The organism is Rhizobium sp. 01T417 (genome assembly GCF_056398905.1).
In genome coordinates this window covers 22,846-43,594 of the sequence record NZ_JBFTQH010000023.1, presented here as the reverse complement: position 1 = coordinate 43,594, position 20,749 = coordinate 22,846, and the positions used below count along the sequence as shown (strand labels likewise).

The following is a 20,749-nucleotide window of genomic DNA, read 5'->3' as shown; positions in this document are numbered from 1 at the left end:
CGTCTCTCAGTTGGAAACCGGTGGCTGTTCACGAACCGGCGTGATGCGGTCGCCGTCACGGACATAGGCGCCCGCTTTGGTTACGACCTCATCGCCAGCTTTCAATCCATTGACGATCTCGACATAGGCTCCGTCCTGAATGCCGGTTTCGACCTTGGCAAACTTGACGACGTTATTCTCGACCTTACGGGCCGAGGATCCTTCATTGCCCGACAGCACGGCCGAGACGGGGAGCGCTACGTTTTCCGTTGTGCGCACGACGATGTCGGCGCTGCCGTACATGCCCGAACGCGCCTTGCTGGAATCGTCGATCAAAATGTGGACCAAACCGAGGCGCGTGAGCGGATCGACTGTCGGCGAGACCAGACGCACGGAGCCGCTAATCTTTTCGCGACTACCAGAGAGCAAGATGGTGGCCTTCTGGCCGGGTTGAACCTTCACAATCTCGCTCTCACCCACTTCCGCCACAAGCTCGATCTCGTCATCGCGAATGACCGTGAAAAGCGGATCGCCGGTGGCGAGCGCAATTGCTCCGATCCTGGCGTTCTTGGCTGCGACAGTACCGGCGACCGGCGTCTTGACGTCGGTGCGTGCGAGCTTCAGATCAGCGTCCGCGATCTGGCTCTCCGTGACCTTGATCTCCGCGACGGCTACCTGGATTGCCTGCTTTGCCGAGTCGACACGGGCGTTGGCGGAAGCTGCAGCGGCATCCGCCTGTTCGACCGTTGCTGTCGAGACAGTGCCCTTCTTGCCCATTTCCTGGGCGCGGACCTGCTGCTGTCGTGCCTGCTCCGCATTAGCCTCTGCTTCAATCAGTTGTGCGCGAAGCTGGGCAAGGCTCGCCTCGTTCTTGGCCTTCGTGGCCTGCATCTGGCTCTTCTGCAGGATGATTGCGTCGTCGTTCAGGGTCGCCAGCGTGCTATCGGCCTGGACCCTGTCGCCGATATCCGCGTTGAGCGCACGGATCGACAAGCCTTCGACCTGCGGCTGGATATAGACTTCCTCGACTGGCTTAACCGTACCGGTCGCGACAACACGATCGACGAGCGTGCGGGTGGAGGCTTTCGTCACGACGATGGCCGGCAGGTTTTGTTGCGGCTTTGCGACCGGCTGTTCCTGGGCAAATGTCGTTGAAGCTACAACCGCCGCGATCAGCAGAGTTGAGGCGCGAAGTATCTTAACAGGCGTACGTGCCATGCGTCGTCATCCAGTTTTTGCTCGGCCTAGCTTGCGCGTTGTCATCAGCGCGCCCATGACCGGTTCCCGTATTGGTATTCTCAGAAGTATTTTCGTTCATTTGCCGACTCTTACTTAAGAAGTCCCTCATCCGGCAAACTCGGCTTGTACGTGGTAGCTATTTGCCCATCGCGCAAGTCCGGCAGAAAATAATTCCTCGTTCGAACACAATAATTACCAATGTGATGCAGATCAATCACTGTGCGGTTATGCAAGCATTCCGTTAGTTGATCCTGCGTCGTTGTTATGACGTGCGAGCACCGCTCGATGCGACATCGATCGCGAAATTTCTTCGATAAAAACAGCAAAAAAATGAAAAAACGCGCGGAGGGTCCGCGCGTTTCGTGTCTTGTCGTTACCGAATTACTTGGAAGCAGCGTCCGTTACGTCGTGAGTCCACGCTCCGGTCGGTTCCTTGTTGATGATCTTTTGGTCAAGGAGTGCCTTGGCCGTGCGATCATAGAGGGTCGTGTCGAGCTTGCCGGTGCCATCGCCGATCAACTTGGCAACTTCGCCCATCATACGCTTCTGGTGGTTTTCGTCCTGGCCGCCGGCGTCAACGACGATTCCGGCAGCTTCATCCGGGTTCTCGGTTGCGTACTTCCAGCCCTTCATCGAAGCCTTGACGAACTTGACCATCTTTTCCTTGAAGGCCGGGTCCTTGAGCTTGTCTTCCATGGCATAGAGGCCGTCTTCGAGAAGGTCGTTGCCCATGGCGGTATAGTTGAAGACGATCAGGTCTTCGGGCTTGAAGCCGGCATCGATCGCCTGCCAGTATTCGTTATAGGTCATGACGGAGATGCAGTCGGCCTGCTTCTGCAGCAGCGGCTGCACGTCGAAGCTCTGCTTCAACACGGTCACGCCATCGGCACCGCCTTCGGTCTTCAGGCCAAGCTTGTTCATCCAGGCGAAGAACGGATATTCGTTGCCGAAGAACCAGACGCCGAGCGTATGGCCCTTGAAATCGGCTTCGGTCTTGATCGGGCCGTCCTTGCGGCAGACCATTTCCATGCCTGATTTCTGGTAGGGCTGGGCGATGTTGACGAGCGGAACGCCCTTCTCACGAGCAACAAGCGCGCCGCCCATCCAGTCGACGATGACGTCAGCGCCGCCGCCGGCGATCACCTGTTCCGGCGCAGTGTCAGGGCCGCCCGGCTTGATGGTGACGTCGAGGCCTTCTTCCTCGTAGTAGCCCTTTTCCTTGGCGACGTAATAACCGGCGAACTGCGACTGCGTCACCCACTTGAGCTGCAGCGTCACCTTGTCGGCAGCCATCGCTTGGGTTGCCGCGAGCGACATCGCGCTCGCCATCATCGCAATAATCAGTTTTTTCATTTTCTTTTTTCCCTCTGAAGTTATGCCCTAATCCCATTCGCGGGAATAAAGCGACGCCTAGCCACCACGGATAGACGGATGCCAGAAAGTCACCGCCCTTTCGGCGAGGGCGACGACGCCATAGAAGACCGAGCCTACCAGCGCCGCAATGGCGATTTCGGCCCAGACCATGTCGACATTCATGCGCCCGATCTCGGTGGAGATACGGAAGCCCATGCCGACGATCGGCGTACCAAAGAACTCCGCAACGATGGCACCGATCAGCGCCAGCGTCGAGTTGATCTTCAATGCATTGAAAATGAAGGGCATCGCCGCCGGAAGCCGGAGCTTCAGCAGCGTCTGCCAATAGTTGGAGGCATACGTCTGCATCAGGTCGCGCTCCATCGCGCCGGATGCGGTGAGGCCGGCGACGGTGTTCACCAACATCGGGAAGAACGTCATGATGATGACGACGGCTGCCTTCGACTGCCAGTCGAAGCCGAACCACATCACCATGATCGGCGCGACGCCGATAATCGGGAGCGCCGACACCATATTGCCGATCGGCAGAAGGCCCCGGCGCAGGAAATCGACGCGATCGGCGAGGATCGCGACGGCAAAGCCTGCGCTACAGCCGATGATGTAACCGGCGAATACTGCCTTGAAGATCGTCTGACGTACGTCGTCGGCCAGGATCGGCAGCGAGCCGGCGATCCTGGCTCCAATGGCGCTAGGTGGCGGCAGCAGGACGAAGGGAATGCCGGCGCCGCGCGTCAGCGCCTCCCAGAGTATCAGGATCCAGGCACCGAAGATTGCCGGGATCAGCAGCCGCAGGCACGAGCGGCCCACATTCGAGGCCGGCGTCATGGCCGAAAGCTCGGTGACGCATCGCCAGGCAAGCAGCCAGCAGGCGGCCATCAGTAGGAAGAAGGATTTCGTCGCCAGGCCTTCGTTGCCGGTCACACCAGCGAGCAGGACCCATGCCGCCCAGTGCGCGCCGATCAGCAGAACGGCGGCGACATACAGCTTCGGCAATGGCGAGAAGGAAACGAGGGCGACCGCGACGATCAACGCGATCGTAAGGCCCGCGGTTATCGACGACACCGGGTCCGGTGCGCCCTCGGCCATGATCGGCAAGGTGATCATCGCAATCGCGGTCAGCACCAGGGCAAGAATACCCTGCCAGGAAAAGGCCATCTGCTTCATGCCGACCTCCCGCCCATCGAACGGTCGACGAACTTTGCGACAAGGCCGACGATGGCGACCAAGCTTGCGGCCAACACCGAGCCCGCGACAAGCGCTGCCCAGATGTCGATCGTCTGGCTGTAATAGGAGCCGGCGAGCAGTTTCGAGCCGATGCCGGCGACGGCGCCGGTCGGAAGCTCGCCGACAATGGCGCCGACAAGGCTTGCGGCGATCGCGACCTTCATCGAGGTGAAGAGGAACGGCACGGATGCCGGAACACGCAGCTTCCAGAATGTCTGGGCGGGTGTCGCGTTATAGGTTCGCATCAGGTCGAGGAACATGACCTCGGGCGACCGCAGGCCCTTCACCATGCCAACAGTGACCGGGAAGAAGGAGAGGTAGGTCGAGATCAGCGCCTTCGGGATCAGCCCGGTGATGTTGATGGCGCCGAGGACGACGATCACCATCGGTGCGATTGCCAGGATCGGTACGGTCTGCGAAGCAATGACCCACGGCATGAGGCTGCGGTCGAGCGCCTTGATATGAACGATCCCGACAGCGATCAGGATCCCGAGCAGCGTGCCGAAGCCGAAGCCAAGCAGCGTCGAGGAAAGCGTGACCCAGCTGTGGTAGACGAGGCTGCGGTTGCTCGAGAGCTTCCGCAGAAACGTGTTTTCGAAGACGTTTTGCACTACCTGATGGGGCGCGGGCAGCAACGGCTTCGGTTGCGAGAGCGTTTTCTCGATGAATTCGATGGTGTCAGGCGTCTGGTTGGCGCGCTGATCCATGTCCCGCTGGAAGGAGGCGTTCATCAGGACCGCCGCAACGTACCAGATCGCGATCAGGACCACGAGGATCGTGACGACGGGGACGATCCTGTCTTTGAGAGTGTCGGGCTTCATGAGCGCCCCCGCGCAACGGTTCCAACGCTAAGTGCCTTAGTGCTCATAGCTGTGCCCCGCTCTCAGGCCCTCGCGCACGCGGTGGGCGATTTCGAGGAACTCGGGCGCCTCGCGGATGTCCAGCGGTCGCTCCCTGGGAAGCGGCGAGTCGATGACATCAGTCACGCGGCCGGGGCGAGGCGACATCACGACAATCTTGGTGGAGAGGTAGACCGCCTCGGGGATCGAGTGGGTGACGAAGCAGATCGTCTTGTTGGTGCGCGCCCAGAGCTTCAGAAGCTCCTCGTTCAGGTGGTCGCGGACGATTTCGTCAAGCGCGCCGAAGGGTTCGTCCATCAGGAGCAAGTCGGCATCGAAGGCGAGCGCGCGGGCGATGGAGGCACGCTGCTGCATGCCGCCGGAAAGCTGCCAGGGGAACTTCTTCTCGAAGCCGGTAAGATTGACGAGATCGAGCGCATCGGCGATGCGCTTCTTCTGATCGGCCGACGCATAGCCCATGATCTCGAGCGGCAGGGCGATATTCTTCTCGATGGTCCGCCAGGGATAGAGCGCCGGCGCCTGGAAGACATAGCCGTAGGCGCGGGCCTTGCGGGCCTCCTCAGGCGTCATGCCGTTGACGGTGATTTCGCCCGATGTTTTCTTTTCCAGATCGGCAATAACGCGCAGAAATGTCGTCTTTCCGCAGCCGGAAGGGCCAATGAACGAGACGAAGTCGCCCTTGCGCACGTCGAGATTGACGTTGGTCAGCGCATGCACAGGAGCGTCGCTGGCATCGTAGGTCAGACAGAGGTCCTTGGCGGATACGACTGAGGTAGCTTGCGTCAACGCTTGTGTATCCTGTTTTCCCCGCGCTTCCGCGGTTTGCGTGATAGTATGAGTAGCTGTTTTCATTGTTCCGGCAAGGTCCATGGAGGATGACGATGGACGCGACATCAAAGCCCACCTGTCACATTGTGCACCCCAGTCATGCCTATGATGGCAAGCAGGGGCTCAGTTACTTCGAAGGCATCGCGGCCGAGACGGTCGGCGCCAAGGGTATCTGCATGCATTTGCTGACGATTCCGCCCGGCGTTCGCGCCAAGGCGCATCTGCACGAGTCGCATGAAACGGCGATCTACATGCTCTCCGGCGAGGCTCACACCTGGTACGGCGACGAGCTGGAGCATCATGTCGTCGTCCACGCCGGCGAGTTGTTCTACATCCCCGCCGGAGTGCCGCATCTGCCAGCCAACCTCAGCAGCACCCCTTGCACCGCGATCATCGCCCGCACGGACCCGAATGAGCAGGAAAGCGTCGTTTTGCTTCCGGAGCTTGATCGGCTGGTGAAGGAGTGATGCCAAGGATCAGACCCCCGTCGCCGGGATGCCTGACCGTTCGACCTTGCGCGGCGCCACGAGCTCCTTCCATGTCGAAAGCGCCTTGTTAACCGCCTGGAACGGCTCGCGCTTCACGAACTGGCCGTGTCCTTCCTTCGTCTTGACGGTGCTTTCCTCGATCGCGACTTCGCCGCGCGTCAGCGTGTAGCGCGGCAGGCCGGTGACCTGCTTGCCCTCGAAGACGTTGTAGTCGATCGATGATTGCTGGGTCTTGGCCGAGATCGTCTTCGAGCGCTTGGGATCCCAGACGACGATATCGGCATCGGCGCCGACGAGGATCGCGCCCTTCTTCGGATAGACGTTGAGGATCTTGGCAATGTTGGTCGAGGTGACCGCAACGAACTCGTTCATCGTCAGGCGGCCGGTGTTGACGCCGTGGGTCCACAACATCGGCAGTCGGTCTTCGAGGCCGCCAGTGCCATTCGGGATCTTGGAGAAATCACCAACGCCGAAGCGCTTCTGATCGGTGGTGAAGGCGCAATGGTCCGTCGCCACGACCGAGAGCGATCCGGATTGCAGGCCGGCCCAGAGGCTGTCCTGATGCTGTTTGTTGCGGAAGGGCGGGGACATGACACGGCGGGCAGCATGGTCCCAGTCCTTGTTGAAATATTCGCTTTCATCGAGCGTCAGATGCTGGATCAGTGGTTCACCGTAGACGCGCATGCCCTTCTGGCGGGCGCGACGGATCGCTTCATGCGCCTGTTCGCAGGAGGTATGCACGACGTAGAGCGGCACACCCGCCATGTCGGCCAGCATGATGGCGCGATTGGTTGCCTCGCCTTCGACCTCGGGCGGACGGGAGTAGGCGTGCGCCTCCGGACCGTTGTTGCCTTCGGCAAGAAGCTTTGCGGTCATCGAGGCAACGACGTCGCCGTTTTCGGCATGCACCAGCGGCAGCGCGCCGAGTTCGGCACAGCGCTGGAAGGAGGCGAACATTTCGTCGTCGTTCACCATCAGCGCGCCCTTGTAGGCCATGAAGTGCTTAAAGGTGTTGATGCCCTTGTCCTTGACCACTATCTCCATCTCGTTGAAGACGCGCTCGTTCCAGCCGGTGATCGCCATGTGGAACGAGTAGTCGGCGTTGGCGCGGCTCGTCTTGTTGTCCCACATCTGCAGCGCTTCGAGCAGCGATTGCTCCGGCCCCGGCAGGCAGAAATCGACGACCATGGTCGTGCCGCCGGCGAGACCGGCGCGCGTGCCGCTTTCGAAGTCGTCGGAGGAATAGGTGCCCATGAACGGCATTTCGAGGTGAACGTGCGGGTCGATGCCACCCGGCATCACGTAGCAGCCCGTCGCATCGAGCGTTTCGGTGCCGGAGAGGTTCGGGCCGATCTCGACGATCTTGCTGCCCTCGATCTTCACGTCCGCCTTGTAGGTCAGGTCGGCGGTGACGATGGTTCCGCCCTTGATGACTTTGCTCATGATCAGTTCCCTTGCATTGATTGCTCGCGGCTCTTCGTCCGCTGGTAAAAGAAAAGGCGGGAATGACCCCGCCCTTGATTATGCAACGATTTCAGCGGTCTCGACGACGGCGTGGAAGAGGACGTCAGCGCCGGCCGTCGCCCATTCCTTGGAGATGTCCTCCGCCTCGTTGTGCGAGAGGCCCCCGACGCAGGGGCACATGACCATCGTTGTAGGGGCCACCTTCGCGGCCCAGCAGGCGTCGTGGCCCGCACCCGAGATGAGGTTCATGTGGCTATAGCCGAGCCGTTCGGCAGCACCGCGCACGCGGGAAACAAGCGTGGGATCGAAGGTGACGGGCGCGAAGTGGCCGATCGCCTCGATCGCGCAGCCGACGCCCAGCGCCTCGCAAATCTTGGGTGCATCCGCCTCGATCCTGCTACGCATGCCGTCGAGTTTCGCCTGATCCGGCGAGCGGATGTCGACGGTGAAGACGACCTTGCCCGGCAGGACGTTGCGGGAGTTCGGCGTGAAAAACACCTGGCCGACGCCGCCGACGGCGCCCGGCTGGTTTTCCATCGCCACGGTCTGCACCATTTCCATGATGCGCGACATCGCAAGGCCGGCGTTGACGCGCATGTTCATCGGGGTCGAACCGGTATGGGCCTCCCTGCCGGTCAGCGTGAACTCCAGCCACCACAGGCCCTGACAGTGCGTGACCACGCCGATCTGCTTGTTCTCGACCTCAAGGATCGGACCCTGCTCGATGTGATACTCGAAATAGGCGTGCATCTTGCGCGCGCCGACCTCTTCGTCGCCAACCCAGCCGATGCGCTTCAGTTCCTCGCCGAACGTCTTGCCTTCGGGATCCTTGCGGTCATAGGCATATTCCAGCGTATGGGCGCCGGCGAAAACGCCGGAGGCGAGCATGGCGGGCGCAAAGCGGGCGCCTTCCTCGTTGGTCCAGTTGGTGACGACAACAGGGTGCTTGGTCTTGATGCCGAGGTCGTTCATGGTGCGGACGGCCTCGAGTGCGCCAAGCACGCCGAGTACGCCGTCATACTTACCGCCGGTCGGCTGCGTGTCGAGGTGCGAGCCGACATAAACAGGCAGCGCGTCCGGATCGGTGCCCGGCCGGGTCGCGAACATCGTGCCCATCTTGTCGACGCCCAGCGTCATGCCTGCGTCTTCGCACCATGTCCGGAAGAGGCTGCGCCCTTCGGCATCGGAATCCGTTAAGGTCTGGCGATTGTTACCGCCAGCAATTCCCGGGCCGATCTTTGCCATCTCCATGAGGCTGTCCCAAAGACGGTCCCCGTTGACGCGCATGTTCTCGCCTGGTGCTGCCACCATGTCTAAAGTCCTCACCTGTTTTCTGCGGTCATGCAATGCACATGGCCGCCTGTTCCCGTGGTCAGTATCCGAGCGCTCTTGTTTGTTTTGTTAGCGCCGGAAAATCGCCAGTTGCCTTTGTTTAGCATCTGATCGATAATTTGACCGATTGGTAAACATTACAACTTCCGGCGCTGGGCTCAAGACGAAAATCAGGAAAAATACAGACAAAATTACCGGCATCTGCTCATTTTTGTAGCACGGTGCCGCGCCGGTTCAATCTTGAGTGAAACGGTTGAATTTGAAGGGAAAACAAGATCGACATGGCAATCCCGAGAGCAGCCAAGACCCAGCGCCGCACGCGCATTCAAGAAGAGAAGGAAGAGCAAATTCTTGAAGCCGCGCTCGATGTGTTTTCGGTCAACGGCTTTCGTGGCTCCACTATTGATCAGATTGCCGAAGTTGCCGGCATGTCGAAGCCGAACTTGCTTTATTACTTTCGCACCAAGGAAGCGATCCACCGGGCGCTGATCGACCGCGTGCTCTTTACCTGGCTGGAGCCGTTGAGAGCCTTTGACGCCGATGGCAATCCGGAAAGCGAGATCCGCAGCTACATCAGACGCAAACTCGAAATGGCCCGCGATTTCCCGCGCGAGAGCCGGCTTTTCGCCAACGAGATGCTGCAGGGTGCACCGCATGTCGAAGACGAACTGAAGGGTCCGCTGAAGGAACTCGTCGACGAGAAGGCCGAGGTCATCCGAGCCTGGGCGAAAGCCGGGAAGATCGCCAGGTGTGATCCATACCACCTGATCTTCTCGATCTGGTCGACAACGCAGCACTATGCCGACTTCGATGTTCAGGTGCGGGCGGTGCTCGGGCAGGAGCATGCAGGTGCCGGCCGCTTCGAGGATGCCGCGCGCTTTCTCGAACAGCTGTTCATCGACGGACTGAAGGTTAAGCCGGTGCCAGGCGCCTCCTGACGTCGCGCAATCATTCGTCGAAATCCAAGAGCCTGCCGATAGCGGCGCGTGCCTTGGCATGGCGGGTTCTATAGGCTTGCCGGATCGCCTTCCGTCTTGCTTCCAGGGCGGGCTCTGGCGACATCGCCGCCAACCACGCCAATGCGGTCGGTACAAACTCGCCGCCCGAGTGGATCAGCAGATCGTTTTCGTCGAGCTGTTTCCTGATGCAGCCGCGGTCGCTGGAGATGACCGCGTTTCCGGCGGCCTTTGCTTCGAAGATCACCAGCGGCTGGGCCTCGTTGTCATAGGCTGTGGGAAAAACGAAGACGTCAAGTTCGCTATAGAAGGCAGCCTTCGCGTCGTCATAGAGGGCGCCCCGATAATCCAGGGTATCGCCAAGTTCCGCGACGGCGGCATCGATGGCCACGCGCTCGCTAGCGCCAGCCGGCCCCGCAAGGATCGCCCTAATCGGCACGTTCTCGCTTCGCGCTTGCCTTGCGAGATGAAGAAACGTTTCGAGACCTTTCTCGGTGGTGAGATTGCTAAGCATGCCGATCACGAGATGCGCGCGGTCCTTCGGCTCGTCCCCTTCGTCTTGCGGGGTCACGTAGGCCGCATTGGAGATCAGGCTGCTACGGACGCGTCGGCCGTAAGTCTCGGTGAATCGCTCGAGCATGATGTCGCATAGGAAGATGTGTTGCAGTTGTCGGCCGCCGAGCGTCAGGATGGCCTGCATTAGTAAACTTGGCCTGTCGATGTAGCTGAAACTGTGATGGTGCAGGTAGATGGAGTAGGCGACCAGTCTCGCGACTAGAACAAGCAGCAAGGTGTAGACTAAACCCAGCCCTCCTTCGCAGGCGAGATAGCAGATCCTGTCGTGATGTTTGCGGTCGCGAAACAGCGGGAGGCAGGCACGGAGGACACGGCTGAATTTGATCGGATGCCTCAGCAGCGAGGGACTGCCGGCCGCTGGAGCGATGTTGCACACGGTGACGCTCATTGCTTCCGAAAGAAGCGCGATCATGCTCTTGGTCGCGAACGAGAAGCCGTTGAGCGGCGGAGGCAACTGACCGATCGCAACGATATGACGTGTCATGCGGGAGGCTACCTCTTTGCGCCTCCCGACTATCGCACCGGCGTTAGAAAATTCAATCTCCCGTGCAGGCCATGCAGCGAACGTTTCGTCAGGCCGCGGCTGTCGCCGGGCTGCTCTCGAAGGAAAACCCTTCGTCTGCCCAGCCGGTCATTCCGCCGATCATGACCTTCACTTGTAGCCCTAGCCGGGCAAGGCGCAGGGCTGCCTTGTCGGTCCCGTTGCAATGCGGGCCGGAGCAATAAACGACGAAGAGCGTATCTGCCGGCCATTTCGACATGTGATGGGCCGTCATTTTGCCGTGCGGGAGGTTGATCGCGCCCGGAATGTGGGCGGCGGCGTAATGGGTCGGAGAGCGGACATCCAACAGCACGAAGTCGCCGTGGCCGGCGGTGAGCGATGCGTGGACGTCCCAGCAATCGGTCTCGAAGGCGAGCTTGCGGGCATAGTAGGCGGCAGTGGCTTCGGGAGAGGCGGCAGGGACTTCGGCGACGAAGCTCGGCATGACGTTTCCTTTCGGTTCGAGTTGCCGCCAACCATCGCCGATGTTATGGCTTTGCGAAATTGGCCATAATGACGGTTAGCGTAAAGATCATGCCAAATGCGTTGAGAGGACCCCATGTTGTTGTGCTCGCCTATGACGGGCTCTGCACCTTCGAATTCGGCATCGCTTACGAGGTTTTCGGCCTGCCGCGTCCGGAAATGGGCGAGGGCTGGTATCGCTATTCGGTCTGCGGGGTCGAGCCTGGGCCGCTTCGCGCTGCTGGCGGCTTGACCGTCTCCGTCGATCATGGACTGGACGTGCTGGAGAAGGCGGATCTGATCGTCGTGCCCGGCTGGCGCTCGATCGATGCGGAGGTTCCGGGTGCCCTGATCGATGCGCTGTGCGCGGCCCACCAGCGCGGTGCGCGGATCATGTCTCTCTGCTCGGGTGTCGCGGTGCTTGCCGCAACAGGGCTTCTTCGCCATCGCCGCGCCACCACGCATTGGCGATATGTCGCCTCGATCTCGAAACGCTATCCCGACATCAACTTCGATGCTGATGTGCTTTACATGGATGAGGGCCCCATCCTGACGGCAGCCGGGAGTGCTGCCGGTATTGATCTCTGCCTGCATGTGGTCCGTGGTGACTTCGGCGCCGAGGCCGCCAACAGTGTTGCGCGTCGCCTGGTTTTGCCGCCGCATCGCGAGGGCGGGCAGGCGCAGTTCATCCAGGCGCCGGTGCCGCTGGAGCGTGAAGGCATCCGGCTAAGCCCGCTCATGGACTGGATGCGGCAGCGGCTGGACGAGGAGCAGCCGATCAGCCTGCTTGCCGCGAAAGCTGGGATGAGCCACCGGACCTTTCAGCGCCGGTTCGAAAGCACGACCGGGCTCAGCGTCGGCGAATGGCTGCTCAAGGAGAGGCTTCGCCATGCACGCGAATTGCTGGAAAAGGAGATCAGCGGGTCTCTCGACGATATCGCGGTCGCCAGCGGCTTTGGAACGCTGGCGACGATGCGGCACCATTTTCGCAAACGGTTGGGCACGAGTCCCAGGGCATACCGGAAGACTTTTGCGGGGTAAAAGAGGTAGGTCGGGTGCCTCACCCGCCACCCTCATTCCTGTGCTTGTCACAGGAATCCAGCAGCCTTGCGTCGGCACGGCAGAAGACTCATAGGCTGTGCAGAAAAGATGAAATATCCTCCCGTTCGGGGTTCGTCGCTTCGATCAGGTTGAGTTTCCACTGCCCCGCGGCCATTTTTAATGGTCTTCTCCCGCGTGATCGCCGTCGTCAGCAGATCATGCTCCTCGAACCACACCAGCATCTTCACGCCGTATCGAGACGTGAAACCTCCTGGTAGCTCGCTCTGATGCCCGAAAAGCTGGGCTGAGAGATCGCGGGTCACGCCGGTATAAAGCGTGCCGTTTCGCGGGGATGCGAGAATATCGACGCAACCCTTCATGGTTGAAGAATGGCGAAAATGCCCGCATTGAGCAAGAGTCATTCACGGCGCCGACGCGCCGTGGCTGGATTCCTGTGACGAGCACAGGAATGAGGGAGGGGGTGCCGCACGGAGTTTTGCGGCACCCTTGATCTTACTCCGCTGCCTGGCGAGCCATCGGGTTGTTCGGGTGCGTCGTCCAGTTTGCATAATTCGGATCGACGATCTTTCCGGTGCGCTTGTCGAGGTCGCCGACGGGGAGCTGCTCCATGGTGATGCAGTTCTCGACAGGGCAGACGTTGACGCAAAGATTGCAGCCGACGCATTCCTCTTCCATCACCTCGAAATGCCTGACGCCGTTGACGAACTGGGTGATCGCCTGGTGCGAGGTGTCCTCACAGGCGATGTGACAGCGACCGCACTTGATGCAGGCATCCTGATCGATCTTCGCCTTGGCGATGTAGTTCAGGTTGAGATACTGCCAGTCGGAAACATTCGGCACTGCGCGGCCGGTGATGTCGTCGAGGTTGCGGTGACCCTTGGCGTCCATCCAGTCGGAAAGCCCCGTGATCATCTCCTGGACGATCTTGAAGCCGTAGGTCATCGCCGCCGTGCAGACTTGCACGTTGCCGGCGCCGAGCGCCAGGAACTCAGCCGCATCGCGCCAGGTGGTGATGCCGCCGATACCTGATATCGGCAGGCCGTAGGTCTCCGGATCGCGGGCGATCTCGGCGACCATGTTGAGGGCGATCGGCTTCACCGCCGGGCCGCAATAGCCGCCGTGGCTGCCGCGCCCGTCGATCGACGGTTCCGGCGAGAAGGTGTCGAGATTGACCGAGGTGATCGAATTGATCGTGTTGATCAGCGACACGGCATCGGTGCCGCCGGCCTTGGCAGCACGGGCTGGCTTGCGGATATCGGTGATATTTGGTGTCAGCTTCGTGATGACGGGCATGCGCGTGTACTGCTTGCACCAGCGCACGACCATTTCGATATACTCAGGCACCTGTCCGACCGCGGAGCCCATACCGCGTTCCGACATGCCGTGCGGACAGCCGAAGTTGAGTTCGATGCCGTCGGCACCGGTCTCCTCGACCAGCGGCAGGATTGCCTTCCAGGCATTCTCCTCGCAGGGAACCATGATCGAAGCGATCAAGGCCCGGTCGGGCCAGTTCATCTTCACCTGCTTCATTTCGCGCAGGTTGGTGTAGAGGTCGCGGTCTGTGATGAGCTCGATGTTGTTCAAGCCGAGCAGGCGGCGGTCGGCGCCCCAGATCGCGCCGTAGCGCGGGCCGTTGACGTTCACGACCGGGGGGCCTTCCTCACCAAGCGTCTTCCAGACGACGCCGCCCCATCCGGCCTTGAAGGCACGTTCGACGTTGTAGGCCTTGTCGGTTGGCGGTGCCGAGGCCAGCCAGAACGGGTTGGGCGACTTGATGCCGACGAAATTATTGCGGAGATCAGCCATTGTTCATTCTCCCCTTCACGCGACGGCAACGGCCGGCTGCGCACCGGCAGCAAGCATGCGGTTGATGGATTCAGCGGCATCGCGGCCCTGCGCGACCGCCGAGACGGTTAGGTCGTCACCGCCGAAGACGCAGTCGCCGCCGGCCCAGACGCCGTCGAGCGAGGTCTTGCCATCAGTATCGACGGCGATGCGGCCGGATTCCAAGCGCAGCGCGCCGAGGCTGGAGGTGTCGAGAGTCTGACCGATCGCCTTGAAGATCTGATCAGCGGCGATGACGCCAGTCTCGCCCGTCGTCGACAAGCGACCGTCGACCAGCTTGGTGTATTCCACCTCGATCGCGGCGACTTTGCCGTCCTGCGCGAGAATGGATTTCGGCGCCAGCCAGTGACGAATGATGACGCCCCTGGAGGTCGCGAGATCCTGCTCGAATTCCGAGGCGTTCATATGCTCCTTGCCGCGGCGATAGCAGATCGTCACTTCCTCGGCGCCGAGCAGCTTGGCTTGCACGGCCGCGTCGATCGCCGTCATACCGCCGCCGAGAACGACGACGCGGCGACCGACCGCAATGTCGCCCTTGTCAGCAGCCTGCCGAAGGCCGGCGATGAAGTCCACGGCATCATCGACGCCCGGCAAGTTTTCGCCTTCGACCCGCAGCGCGTTGACGCCTGAAAGGCCGATGCTGAGGAAGACCGCATCATATTGCGACTGCAGATCGGCGAGGGAGAAATTACGGCCGAGCTGCTGGTTGTGGCGAACTTCAATGCCGCCGATGGCCAGGACGTAGTCCACTTCCTTTTGCGCGAAGTCGTCAACGGCCTTGTAGGTGGCGATGCCGTATTCGTTGAGGCCGCCAGACTTCGGCTTTGCGTCATAGATGACGACATCATGGCCCTTGACCGCGAGGCGATGGGCCGCGGCGAGGCCAGCCGGGCCGGCGCCCACGACGGCGATCTTCCTTCCGGTCGAGGCGGCGCGGCTGTAGAACTGCTTGTCCGCCTCCATGGCCGTATCGGTCGCATATCGCTGCAGGCGACCGATTTCGACAGGGCGTTCCTCTGCCGTGTTGCGCACGCAGGCTTGCTCGCACAGATCTTCGGTGGGACAGACGCGGGCGCACATGCCGCCCAGAATATTCTGGTCAAAGATCGTCTTCGCCGATCCGATCGGATTTCCGGTGGCGATCTGCCGGATGAAGAGCGGGATGTCGATGGAGGTGGGACAGGCCGTCATGCAAGGCGCGTCGTAGCAGAAATAACAGCGGTCGGCTGCGACCAGCGCCTCGTGTTTGTCGAGGCGCGGATTAAGATCGGAGAAGTTCGAATCGTATTCGGCGGGCGAAAGCCGGCCAGCACGAATCCCAGTTCCCAGTCGTTCCATTGAAGTTCCCTCATTATTGGTAAACGGCCAGTAAGAGGAAGCGTAACTCAGCTTCAAAAATTTATCAAACGGTAAAATTTTTGCCTGATATCGCCGTTATCACATTGTTTTAATGGAATTAATTTCTGCGCGGCGGATGGCCGTGCACCGGTGACTTCGGCCTGAAAATAAAAAAGTAAAAAAATCGACTTTTTCTCACTGGTTCCCGGAACCATTCGGATACTTGCCCGTTACTGCGATATCCGAACGATGACCGCATCGACCCAACATGCGCGCCCCCAACCCATCGTTCGGATGTACTCACGGTCCCCTCCCGGTGAGTGAAAGAACAGCCGGTGCGCCGCCCTCGCACTGGCTGTTCTTCGTTTAGCGTGTAGCTGCCTTTTGAGAGGGGTGCCGGAGGATCTCGAACTCGGCGTCGGGGATAACCAGATGATATTCGATCCGTCCCGGCACCAGCGTCAGTTCGGCCTTGCCGTTGACCGACGAGGGAACGACGCGCTCAAGCACAGTCTTGCCAAAGCTGTTTTCACTGAATTCGTGAACCTCTGTCGGATCGCATAGCGTCTCCGCCCATGAAACCTCGATTGCCTTTCGCCCGTCAGCGGCCACTTCATGACAGCTCAGAGTGACCGCAGGCGTGCTGCCGGCAATCGCTCCGTAGGAGGCCGAGTTGACGATCAATTCATGCAGCGCGAGCCCGACGTGCACGGCGGCATTGGGTGTCAAGTGGACGTTTATCCCGGAGATCGGCAGCGGTCCCGCCGTCTCGGGCCAGTAGGGCGCGAATTGCTTTTCAGCGAGTTCGAAAAGGAACGCACCGCGCCAGCTGGAATCGGTAATCAGGTCTTGTGAATTCGACAGGGATTGCAGTCGCCCGCGGAATTTCACCAGGAAGCTATTCAGCGATATGGTGTTGCGGGCTGTTTGTGTGGCGATTCCTTGAATAATGGCCAGAAGGTTCTTCGAGCGATGCGAGAGCTCGCGAAGAAGGGACTTCAGCACCTTTTCGCGATGCCGGGCCTCCGTCACCTCGGCGACCACGGAAAGGATGCCCATGGCGTGATCGGTACCGACGCGCTGGATCTTCAATTCGTAGGTGCGCATTTCTCCGTCGATCGAAATGTCGATCTCGGTTGTCGTCGGCTTTCCGGTTTCGAATACCTGCTGCTTCAGCTTCTCCAACTCGCGTCCATGCGCTTCGCCGAAGAGATCGACGTCAGTACCGCCCGGTATTGCAAGCGGCTGAAAATGCGGAGGAAGGTTGTCGGCATAGATGATCGATAGCCTAGGGTCCTGGTAGATCACGGAGATTCCGGCGCTCGCCAGTGCGCTCTCCAGCAACACCGCTCTGCCTTCCAGCGCGAAGGGCACTCCGGGCACTGGTCCGTTCCTGTTCACTAGTCGCCTTTCCCATTTTTGATCTTTCCTCACGGGGAGGAAGGTGCCCATTCGGGAAGCTCATCCTAGAAGAAAGCACGAAAAAAAACCTTAAGGTCGGAATAGCGCTCCAGATTGACCGAAACGCATTTCCGCTCCCTTTGTTCCTAGGCGACCGCCATTTCCCTTAGGCAGCGGCCTTGGTGGATTCGTTGAAGAAAAGTGCCTGACTGATCAGTGCCTTGACCATGTCCGGATTGAACGGCTTCGTGACCAGGAATGTCGGCTCGGGCCGTTCGCCGGTCAGCAGCCTTTCGGGGAAGGCGGTGATGAAGATTACCGGCACGCTTGCGGTCTTGAGAATGTCGTTGACGGCATCGATGCCGGAGCTTCCATCCGCAAGCTGGATATCCGCAAGAACCATGCCTGGCCGGGTCCTGTTATAAAGTGCAACCGCTTCGGCGTGGGTACGGGCAATGCCGGTGACGCGATGGCCGAGGCTCTCCACCATCTGTTCGATGTCCATCGCGATCAGCGGTTCGTCTTCGATGATCATGACATCAGTGGCGACCTGGCGAGAGATCTCGCGTGATGCGTTGTCGAGCAGGCTGACGACTTCGTCCTCTTCCACGCCCAGGATCTCGGAAATTTCTCCCACCCGAAAGTTCTCGACGGAGGCGAGTATGAAAGCCTGGCGGGCACGCGGCGAAACCTTGGCAAGGTTCAGCGTTGCGCGCTGTTCCCATATGTAGGGCGAGGCAGGTTCCGGAATCTGGACGGTGACGGAACCAAAAAGCGTAGTGAAAAGTTTGTACAATGCGACGCGGTCATCCGCGGTATCCGGGAAAATGGATATGTCGGTAATGATCGCCTCGAGTACGGCGGCTACATAGGCGTCGCCTGAAGTCTGCGTTCCAGTAAGCGCGCGGGAATAGCGACGCAGGTAAGGAAGATGCGGCGCAATTCGAGTCGAAAGTGTCATGTAAAGCTCCCACTATAGGCCGGTGAACGGCCCCAATGGCGATTAAAACGCGACGGATTGTAAAAATGTTCCTCGCATGTAGGAACTTTTTTTTCTCAACGGCATTATCGTGGCTACCAACAGAGGGCTTATCGCATTTGTTTCATGGCACGCGACGGGATGTTCGCCAATCGGCCGGGACAAGCGGCTGTTTTATTGAGGCGAACTTAATCAAGGCGACGTGGCAGAGCACGTGGATAACAAAAGCAAAGTGACGATTGATGACGACACGGAAGAATGAAAAGGATCGGCAGCGGCTGGAAATGCGCGCAAGCGATATCCTTGACCCCAACAGCCAGATCGGCGTGAAGTTACGATCGCTTTATGCTGCCGTGCAGGAAGAGGCGATTCCCGACCGCTTTCTCGATCTGCTCGAGAAGCTTGACCAGGCTGAGCTCGTCGCGTCGGCAAAAGCTGTGAAGTAAGGTGGCTCCATGGAAAAGCAGCAACCAAGCTTCAAGCGCGAGCTCCTCGCGTCGCTCCCTAGCCTCCGCGCCTTCGCCATCTCGCTGATTGGCCGGCACGACCGGGCGGATGATCTTGTCCAGGACACCATCATGAAAGCCTGGGCAAAGCAGGATCATTTCGAGATGGGCACGAACATGAAAGCCTGGCTCTTCACGATTCTGCGCAACGAACTCTACAGCCAGATGCGCAAGAGCGGGCGCGAGATTCAGGACAGCGATGGCCTGTTCACCGAGTCCATGGCTATGCACCCGGCCCAATACGGGGCGCTCGATCTTCAGGACTTCAAGAAGGCGCTCGATCAGCTGCCGCCGGACCAGCGTGAAGCGATCATCCTGGTCGGCGCTTCCGGTTTTTCCTACGAGGAAGCGGCGGAAATCTGCGGATGTGCAGTCGGAACGATCAAGAGCCGCGTCAATCGCGCTCGCCAGCGTCTCCAGGAACTGCTTCAAATATCCGGTGAAGCCGATTTTGGTCCGGATGCGACATCCTCGCCGCTGACGTCCAAGGCCTTCGCCTTCTGATATAATAGTCTCGTTCGATCCATAGGAGAGGCCGGCTGCCCAACAGGGCGCCGGCCTTTTCCTTGAGCTACGCGAAAATTGAGAGGTCAGTCGTCGCGCTTGGAACCGACGAGGTTGGCCGCCACGATTGCTGCAAGAACGCCAGCCGTCAACAAGGGCTGAGCTCGGACAAGACCAATGCCGACCGCTGCAAGCGATTCCAATGCCTGCTTGCGTTCTTTGGCACGGCGCGCCTCCTGGGCGTTGATCACCATCATGATGACGAGAACGACGATCGCCACCAGCAGGGCTGCGGCTGCCAGGAACAGCGCTGCGCCGATCGGACCGTAGATGCCTGAGAGCCAGATGGCACCGGCGACGACCGCGAGCGTATAAGCGGTCAACAAGAGCACGACGGCAATGGCAACGAAAATACCGTTGCGCTTCGTCCGCGCAACGGTTCGGTGAACACTCGTGCCTACCAACAGGCTGAGGAGCGGGAAGAGCATTTAGCCTCCTTAACGGCGGGCAAGAAGGGCGAGGACGAGCCCAAAGGCTGCTGCCGCCCCGACGGTGGCGATTGGGTGACGGCGCACGGTATTGCGCACTTCGTTGGCGCCGCGAAGGTAGCTTTCCTGCAATTCATGCATCAGGTCTTCGCTGCGAGAGAGCAGATCGTCGTAGCTGGCGGCTGCCTGATAGCGCATGCGATCGCTCGACTTTCGTGACTGCTTTCCGGCAATCTTCGTCAGTGCTGCGATCTCTTCACGAAGAGACTCGATCTGTTCTTCGATGGTGGATTCGATGTTGTGAAGCGTGCCGCCATTGCGCCGGCTGCGAATGGGGTGGAGGAGCGAAGAGGCCACGATTTTCTCCATCGGTGAGGCGCGCTCTTAGCGGCCTGATTCAACACAGGGCCGCTGCCGAAGTTTGCATGAAGATTATCGCCCGGCAATGACCCACATCATCAATTGCTTAACGCGGTCACCCTGCAAAAGTTCCGCTACGCTGGATTGTATCCGGTTTGGATCGCACTGTGCGCAAGCACGAAGGGCGTACCGTCGGCCGGAACCTGATTGATCCGCAGGGCACAGCCGAAGACAGATTCCATTGTCTCGTCGGTCAGCACATCGCGGACGCTACCGCTTGCAGCCAGTTGGCCGGATTTCATGAGAATGATCCGGTCGGCGAAAAGCGCGGTCAGGTTGAGGTCGTGCATGACGGCGATGACGCCGCCACCGGCCTCGCAGAAATTGTGCGCCAGAGTCATGATCGTCAGCTGGTGGCTGATGTCGAGGCTGGATACCGGCTCGTCGAGCAGAAGCCAGCAGGGCTTGCCGTCGACGACCGGCTCGGCGATCTGGCAGAGCACGCGGGCGAGTTGAACGCGCTGCTGCTCGCCACCCGAAAGTTCCTGATAGAAGCGGCCTTCGAAGCCCCCCAGGTCGACGGAGGCCAGTGCATTCGCCGCGGTCTGCTCGGCTTTCTCAGGATTGCGATTGACGCCGGTGGTCAGGCCCATCCGCACCACTTCGCGCACCGTGAAGGGAAAGGAGATCGAGCTTGCCTGCGGCAGCACCGCCCGCATCGTCGCCAGCCGCCACGGCTGCAGCGCGTTCACTTCCTGACCATTGAGACGAATGGAGCCGGAGTAGGGGAGTTCGCCGGAGACCGCTTTCATCGTCGTTGTCTTGCCCGAGCCGTTCGGACCGGCAATCGCGGTCAACTGGCCTGCCTCGGCGGAGAAGCCGACCTGACTAACAATGGTCTTGCCGGAAAGGCGCACGGAAACGCCGGATACCTCAATCATTG

General features: G+C 60.1%; 21 protein-coding genes and 1 pseudogene. 5 read left to right on the top strand and 17 right to left on the bottom strand.

Annotated elements, in window-relative coordinates; all coding sequences use genetic code 11:
- Nucleotides 1-6 precede the first annotated feature (6 nt).
- From AC1DPR_RS21050 to AC1DPR_RS21030, 5 genes are all read right to left on the bottom strand, one after another.
- The gene (locus AC1DPR_RS21050) at nt 7-1,197 is read right to left on the bottom strand and encodes an efflux RND transporter periplasmic adaptor subunit (RefSeq protein ID WP_477817079.1); all 1,191 of its coding nucleotides are present in this window, start codon (nt 1,195-1,197) and stop codon (nt 7-9) included.
- Between the two features lie 402 nt (nt 1,198-1,599).
- A complete protein-coding gene (locus AC1DPR_RS21045) occupies nt 1,600-2,571 on the bottom strand; it encodes an ABC transporter substrate-binding protein (protein WP_477817078.1) in 972 nt (323 codons plus the stop codon).
- 57 nt (nt 2,572-2,628) lie between these two features.
- A complete protein-coding gene (locus tag AC1DPR_RS21040) occupies nt 2,629-3,756 on the bottom strand; it encodes an ABC transporter permease (protein WP_477817077.1) in 1,128 nt (375 codons plus the stop codon).
- The gene (locus AC1DPR_RS21035) at nt 3,753-4,637 is read right to left on the bottom strand and encodes an ABC transporter permease (protein WP_477817076.1); all 885 of its coding nucleotides are present in this window, start codon (nt 4,635-4,637) and stop codon (nt 3,753-3,755) included. The genes AC1DPR_RS21040 and AC1DPR_RS21035 overlap by 4 nt, the downstream gene beginning before the upstream one ends.
- Nucleotides 4,638-4,673: 36 nt before the next feature.
- The gene (locus AC1DPR_RS21030) at nt 4,674-5,462 is read right to left on the bottom strand and encodes an ABC transporter ATP-binding protein (RefSeq protein ID WP_018116922.1); all 789 of its coding nucleotides are present in this window, start codon (nt 5,460-5,462) and stop codon (nt 4,674-4,676) included.
- 95 nt (nt 5,463-5,557) lie between these two features.
- Here AC1DPR_RS21030 and AC1DPR_RS21025 point away from each other — a divergent pair, with 95 nt between their 5' ends.
- Complete coding sequence (locus tag AC1DPR_RS21025) at nt 5,558-5,971, top strand: cupin domain-containing protein (protein ID WP_018858244.1); 414 nt, start codon at nt 5,558-5,560, stop codon at nt 5,969-5,971.
- A 9-nt stretch (nt 5,972-5,980) separates the two neighbouring features.
- Here AC1DPR_RS21025 and hydA read toward each other — a convergent pair whose 3' ends face one another.
- Nucleotides 5,981-7,435 (bottom strand): dihydropyrimidinase, encoded by a 1,455-nt coding sequence (hydA, locus tag AC1DPR_RS21020; protein WP_113470925.1) that lies wholly within the window; start codon nt 7,433-7,435, stop codon nt 5,981-5,983.
- Between the two features lie 78 nt (nt 7,436-7,513).
- Complete coding sequence (locus AC1DPR_RS21015) at nt 7,514-8,767, bottom strand: Zn-dependent hydrolase (protein ID WP_018858246.1); 1,254 nt, start codon at nt 8,765-8,767, stop codon at nt 7,514-7,516.
- Nucleotides 8,768-9,069: 302 nt separating this feature from the next.
- Between AC1DPR_RS21015 and AC1DPR_RS21010 the strand changes: the two genes are divergently transcribed.
- On the top strand, nt 9,070-9,726 hold the full coding sequence (locus AC1DPR_RS21010) for a TetR family transcriptional regulator C-terminal domain-containing protein (RefSeq protein ID WP_018116926.1): 657 nt from the start codon (nt 9,070-9,072) through the stop codon (nt 9,724-9,726).
- Nucleotides 9,727-9,736: 10 nt separating this feature from the next.
- Here AC1DPR_RS21010 and AC1DPR_RS21005 read toward each other — a convergent pair whose 3' ends face one another.
- Nucleotides 9,737-10,804, bottom strand: coding sequence for a glycosyltransferase family 4 protein (locus tag AC1DPR_RS21005; protein WP_192306086.1), 1,068 nt, complete (start codon nt 10,802-10,804; stop codon nt 9,737-9,739).
- A gap of 88 nt (nt 10,805-10,892) precedes the next feature.
- Entirely contained in the window at nt 10,893-11,306 is a 414-nt protein-coding gene (locus AC1DPR_RS21000) for a rhodanese-like domain-containing protein (protein ID WP_018858248.1), read from the bottom strand.
- 68 nt (nt 11,307-11,374) lie between these two features.
- Here AC1DPR_RS21000 and ftrA point away from each other — a divergent pair, with 68 nt between their 5' ends.
- Nucleotides 11,375-12,364 (top strand): transcriptional regulator FtrA, encoded by a 990-nt coding sequence (gene ftrA, locus AC1DPR_RS20995; RefSeq protein ID WP_112648349.1) that lies wholly within the window; start codon nt 11,375-11,377, stop codon nt 12,362-12,364.
- Nucleotides 12,365-12,452: 88 nt separating this feature from the next.
- Here the strand turns inward: ftrA and AC1DPR_RS20990 are convergent.
- The 5 genes and pseudogenes from AC1DPR_RS20990 to AC1DPR_RS20970 all read right to left on the bottom strand — a co-directional run bounded on the left by AC1DPR_RS20990 (nt 12,453) and on the right by AC1DPR_RS20970 (nt 17,930).
- Nucleotides 12,453-12,744 (bottom strand): annotated as a pseudogene (locus AC1DPR_RS20990) (GIY-YIG nuclease family protein).
- Nucleotides 12,745-12,877: 133 nt separating this feature from the next.
- A complete protein-coding gene (preA, locus tag AC1DPR_RS20985; RefSeq protein WP_018116930.1) occupies nt 12,878-14,191 on the bottom strand; it encodes an NAD-dependent dihydropyrimidine dehydrogenase subunit PreA in 1,314 nt (437 codons plus the stop codon).
- Between the two features lie 15 nt (nt 14,192-14,206).
- Nucleotides 14,207-15,568, bottom strand: a complete 1,362-nt coding sequence (locus AC1DPR_RS20980; RefSeq protein WP_477817075.1) for an NAD(P)-dependent oxidoreductase — start codon at nt 15,566-15,568, stop codon at nt 14,207-14,209.
- 366 nt (nt 15,569-15,934) lie between these two features.
- Nucleotides 15,935-16,951, bottom strand: a complete 1,017-nt coding sequence (locus AC1DPR_RS20975; RefSeq protein WP_018858251.1) for a sensor histidine kinase — start codon at nt 16,949-16,951, stop codon at nt 15,935-15,937.
- 184 nt (nt 16,952-17,135) lie between these two features.
- Nucleotides 17,136-17,930, bottom strand: a complete 795-nt coding sequence (locus tag AC1DPR_RS20970; RefSeq protein WP_018858252.1) for a response regulator — start codon at nt 17,928-17,930, stop codon at nt 17,136-17,138.
- A gap of 302 nt (nt 17,931-18,232) precedes the next feature.
- On the opposite strand from AC1DPR_RS20970, the gene AC1DPR_RS20965 reads away from it, so the two are divergent.
- Together AC1DPR_RS20965 and AC1DPR_RS20960 are read left to right on the top strand one after the other, a co-directional pair.
- Nucleotides 18,233-18,394, top strand: coding sequence for a NepR family anti-sigma factor (locus AC1DPR_RS20965; protein ID WP_245267976.1), 162 nt, complete (start codon nt 18,233-18,235; stop codon nt 18,392-18,394).
- A gap of 9 nt (nt 18,395-18,403) precedes the next feature.
- Entirely contained in the window at nt 18,404-18,958 is a 555-nt protein-coding gene (locus AC1DPR_RS20960; RefSeq protein WP_007533712.1) for an RNA polymerase sigma factor, read from the top strand.
- Between the two features lie 86 nt (nt 18,959-19,044).
- Here the strand turns inward: AC1DPR_RS20960 and AC1DPR_RS20955 are convergent, their stop codons facing one another.
- The 3 genes from AC1DPR_RS20955 to AC1DPR_RS20945 all read right to left on the bottom strand — a co-directional run bounded on the left by AC1DPR_RS20955 (nt 19,045) and on the right by AC1DPR_RS20945 (nt 20,747).
- The gene (locus AC1DPR_RS20955; RefSeq protein WP_018116935.1) at nt 19,045-19,446 is read right to left on the bottom strand and encodes a hypothetical protein; all 402 of its coding nucleotides are present in this window, start codon (nt 19,444-19,446) and stop codon (nt 19,045-19,047) included.
- Between the two features lie 9 nt (nt 19,447-19,455).
- Nucleotides 19,456-19,815, bottom strand: coding sequence for an ElaB/YgaM/YqjD family protein (locus AC1DPR_RS20950; RefSeq protein ID WP_018858253.1), 360 nt, complete (start codon nt 19,813-19,815; stop codon nt 19,456-19,458).
- Nucleotides 19,816-19,940: 125 nt separating this feature from the next.
- On the bottom strand, nt 19,941-20,747 hold the full coding sequence (locus tag AC1DPR_RS20945; RefSeq protein ID WP_018858254.1) for a heme ABC transporter ATP-binding protein: 807 nt from the start codon (nt 20,745-20,747) through the stop codon (nt 19,941-19,943).
- Nucleotides 20,748-20,749 lie beyond the last annotated feature (2 nt).

Bases quoted from the DNA above. Each gene is read 5' to 3' on its own strand.
- ftrA (WP_112648349.1), top strand. From the start codon at position 11,375: ATGACGGTTAGCGTAAAGATCATGCCAAATGCGTTGAGAGGACCCCAT.
- AC1DPR_RS21050 (WP_477817079.1), bottom strand. From the start codon at position 1,197: ATGGCACGTACGCCTGTTAAGATACTTCGCGCCTCAACTCTGCTGATC.
- preA (WP_018116930.1), bottom strand. From the start codon at position 14,191: ATGGCTGATCTCCGCAATAATTTCGTCGGCATCAAGTCGCCCAACCCG.
- AC1DPR_RS21010 (WP_018116926.1), top strand. From the start codon at position 9,070: ATGGCAATCCCGAGAGCAGCCAAGACCCAGCGCCGCACGCGCATTCAA.
- AC1DPR_RS21040 (WP_477817077.1), bottom strand. From the start codon at position 3,756: ATGAAGCAGATGGCCTTTTCCTGGCAGGGTATTCTTGCCCTGGTGCTG.
- AC1DPR_RS20965 (WP_245267976.1), top strand. From the start codon at position 18,233: ATGCGCGCAAGCGATATCCTTGACCCCAACAGCCAGATCGGCGTGAAG.
- AC1DPR_RS21000 (WP_018858248.1), bottom strand. From the start codon at position 11,306: ATGCCGAGCTTCGTCGCCGAAGTCCCTGCCGCCTCTCCCGAAGCCACT.
- AC1DPR_RS20945 (WP_018858254.1), bottom strand. From the start codon at position 20,747: ATGATTGAGGTATCCGGCGTTTCCGTGCGCCTTTCCGGCAAGACCATT.
- hydA (WP_113470925.1), bottom strand. From the start codon at position 7,435: ATGAGCAAAGTCATCAAGGGCGGAACCATCGTCACCGCCGACCTGACC.
- AC1DPR_RS21035 (WP_477817076.1), bottom strand. From the start codon at position 4,637: ATGAAGCCCGACACTCTCAAAGACAGGATCGTCCCCGTCGTCACGATC.
- AC1DPR_RS20960 (WP_007533712.1), top strand. From the start codon at position 18,404: ATGGAAAAGCAGCAACCAAGCTTCAAGCGCGAGCTCCTCGCGTCGCTC.
- AC1DPR_RS20980 (WP_477817075.1), bottom strand. From the start codon at position 15,568: ATGGAACGACTGGGAACTGGGATTCGTGCTGGCCGGCTTTCGCCCGCC.
- AC1DPR_RS21015 (WP_018858246.1), bottom strand. From the start codon at position 8,767: ATGGTGGCAGCACCAGGCGAGAACATGCGCGTCAACGGGGACCGTCTT.
- AC1DPR_RS20950 (WP_018858253.1), bottom strand. From the start codon at position 19,815: ATGGAGAAAATCGTGGCCTCTTCGCTCCTCCACCCCATTCGCAGCCGG.
- AC1DPR_RS21025 (WP_018858244.1), top strand. From the start codon at position 5,558: ATGGACGCGACATCAAAGCCCACCTGTCACATTGTGCACCCCAGTCAT.
- AC1DPR_RS21045 (WP_477817078.1), bottom strand. From the start codon at position 2,571: ATGAAAAAACTGATTATTGCGATGATGGCGAGCGCGATGTCGCTCGCG.
- AC1DPR_RS21005 (WP_192306086.1), bottom strand. From the start codon at position 10,804: ATGACACGTCATATCGTTGCGATCGGTCAGTTGCCTCCGCCGCTCAAC.
- AC1DPR_RS20955 (WP_018116935.1), bottom strand. From the start codon at position 19,446: ATGCTCTTCCCGCTCCTCAGCCTGTTGGTAGGCACGAGTGTTCACCGA.
- AC1DPR_RS20970 (WP_018858252.1), bottom strand. From the start codon at position 17,930: ATGACACTTTCGACTCGAATTGCGCCGCATCTTCCTTACCTGCGTCGC.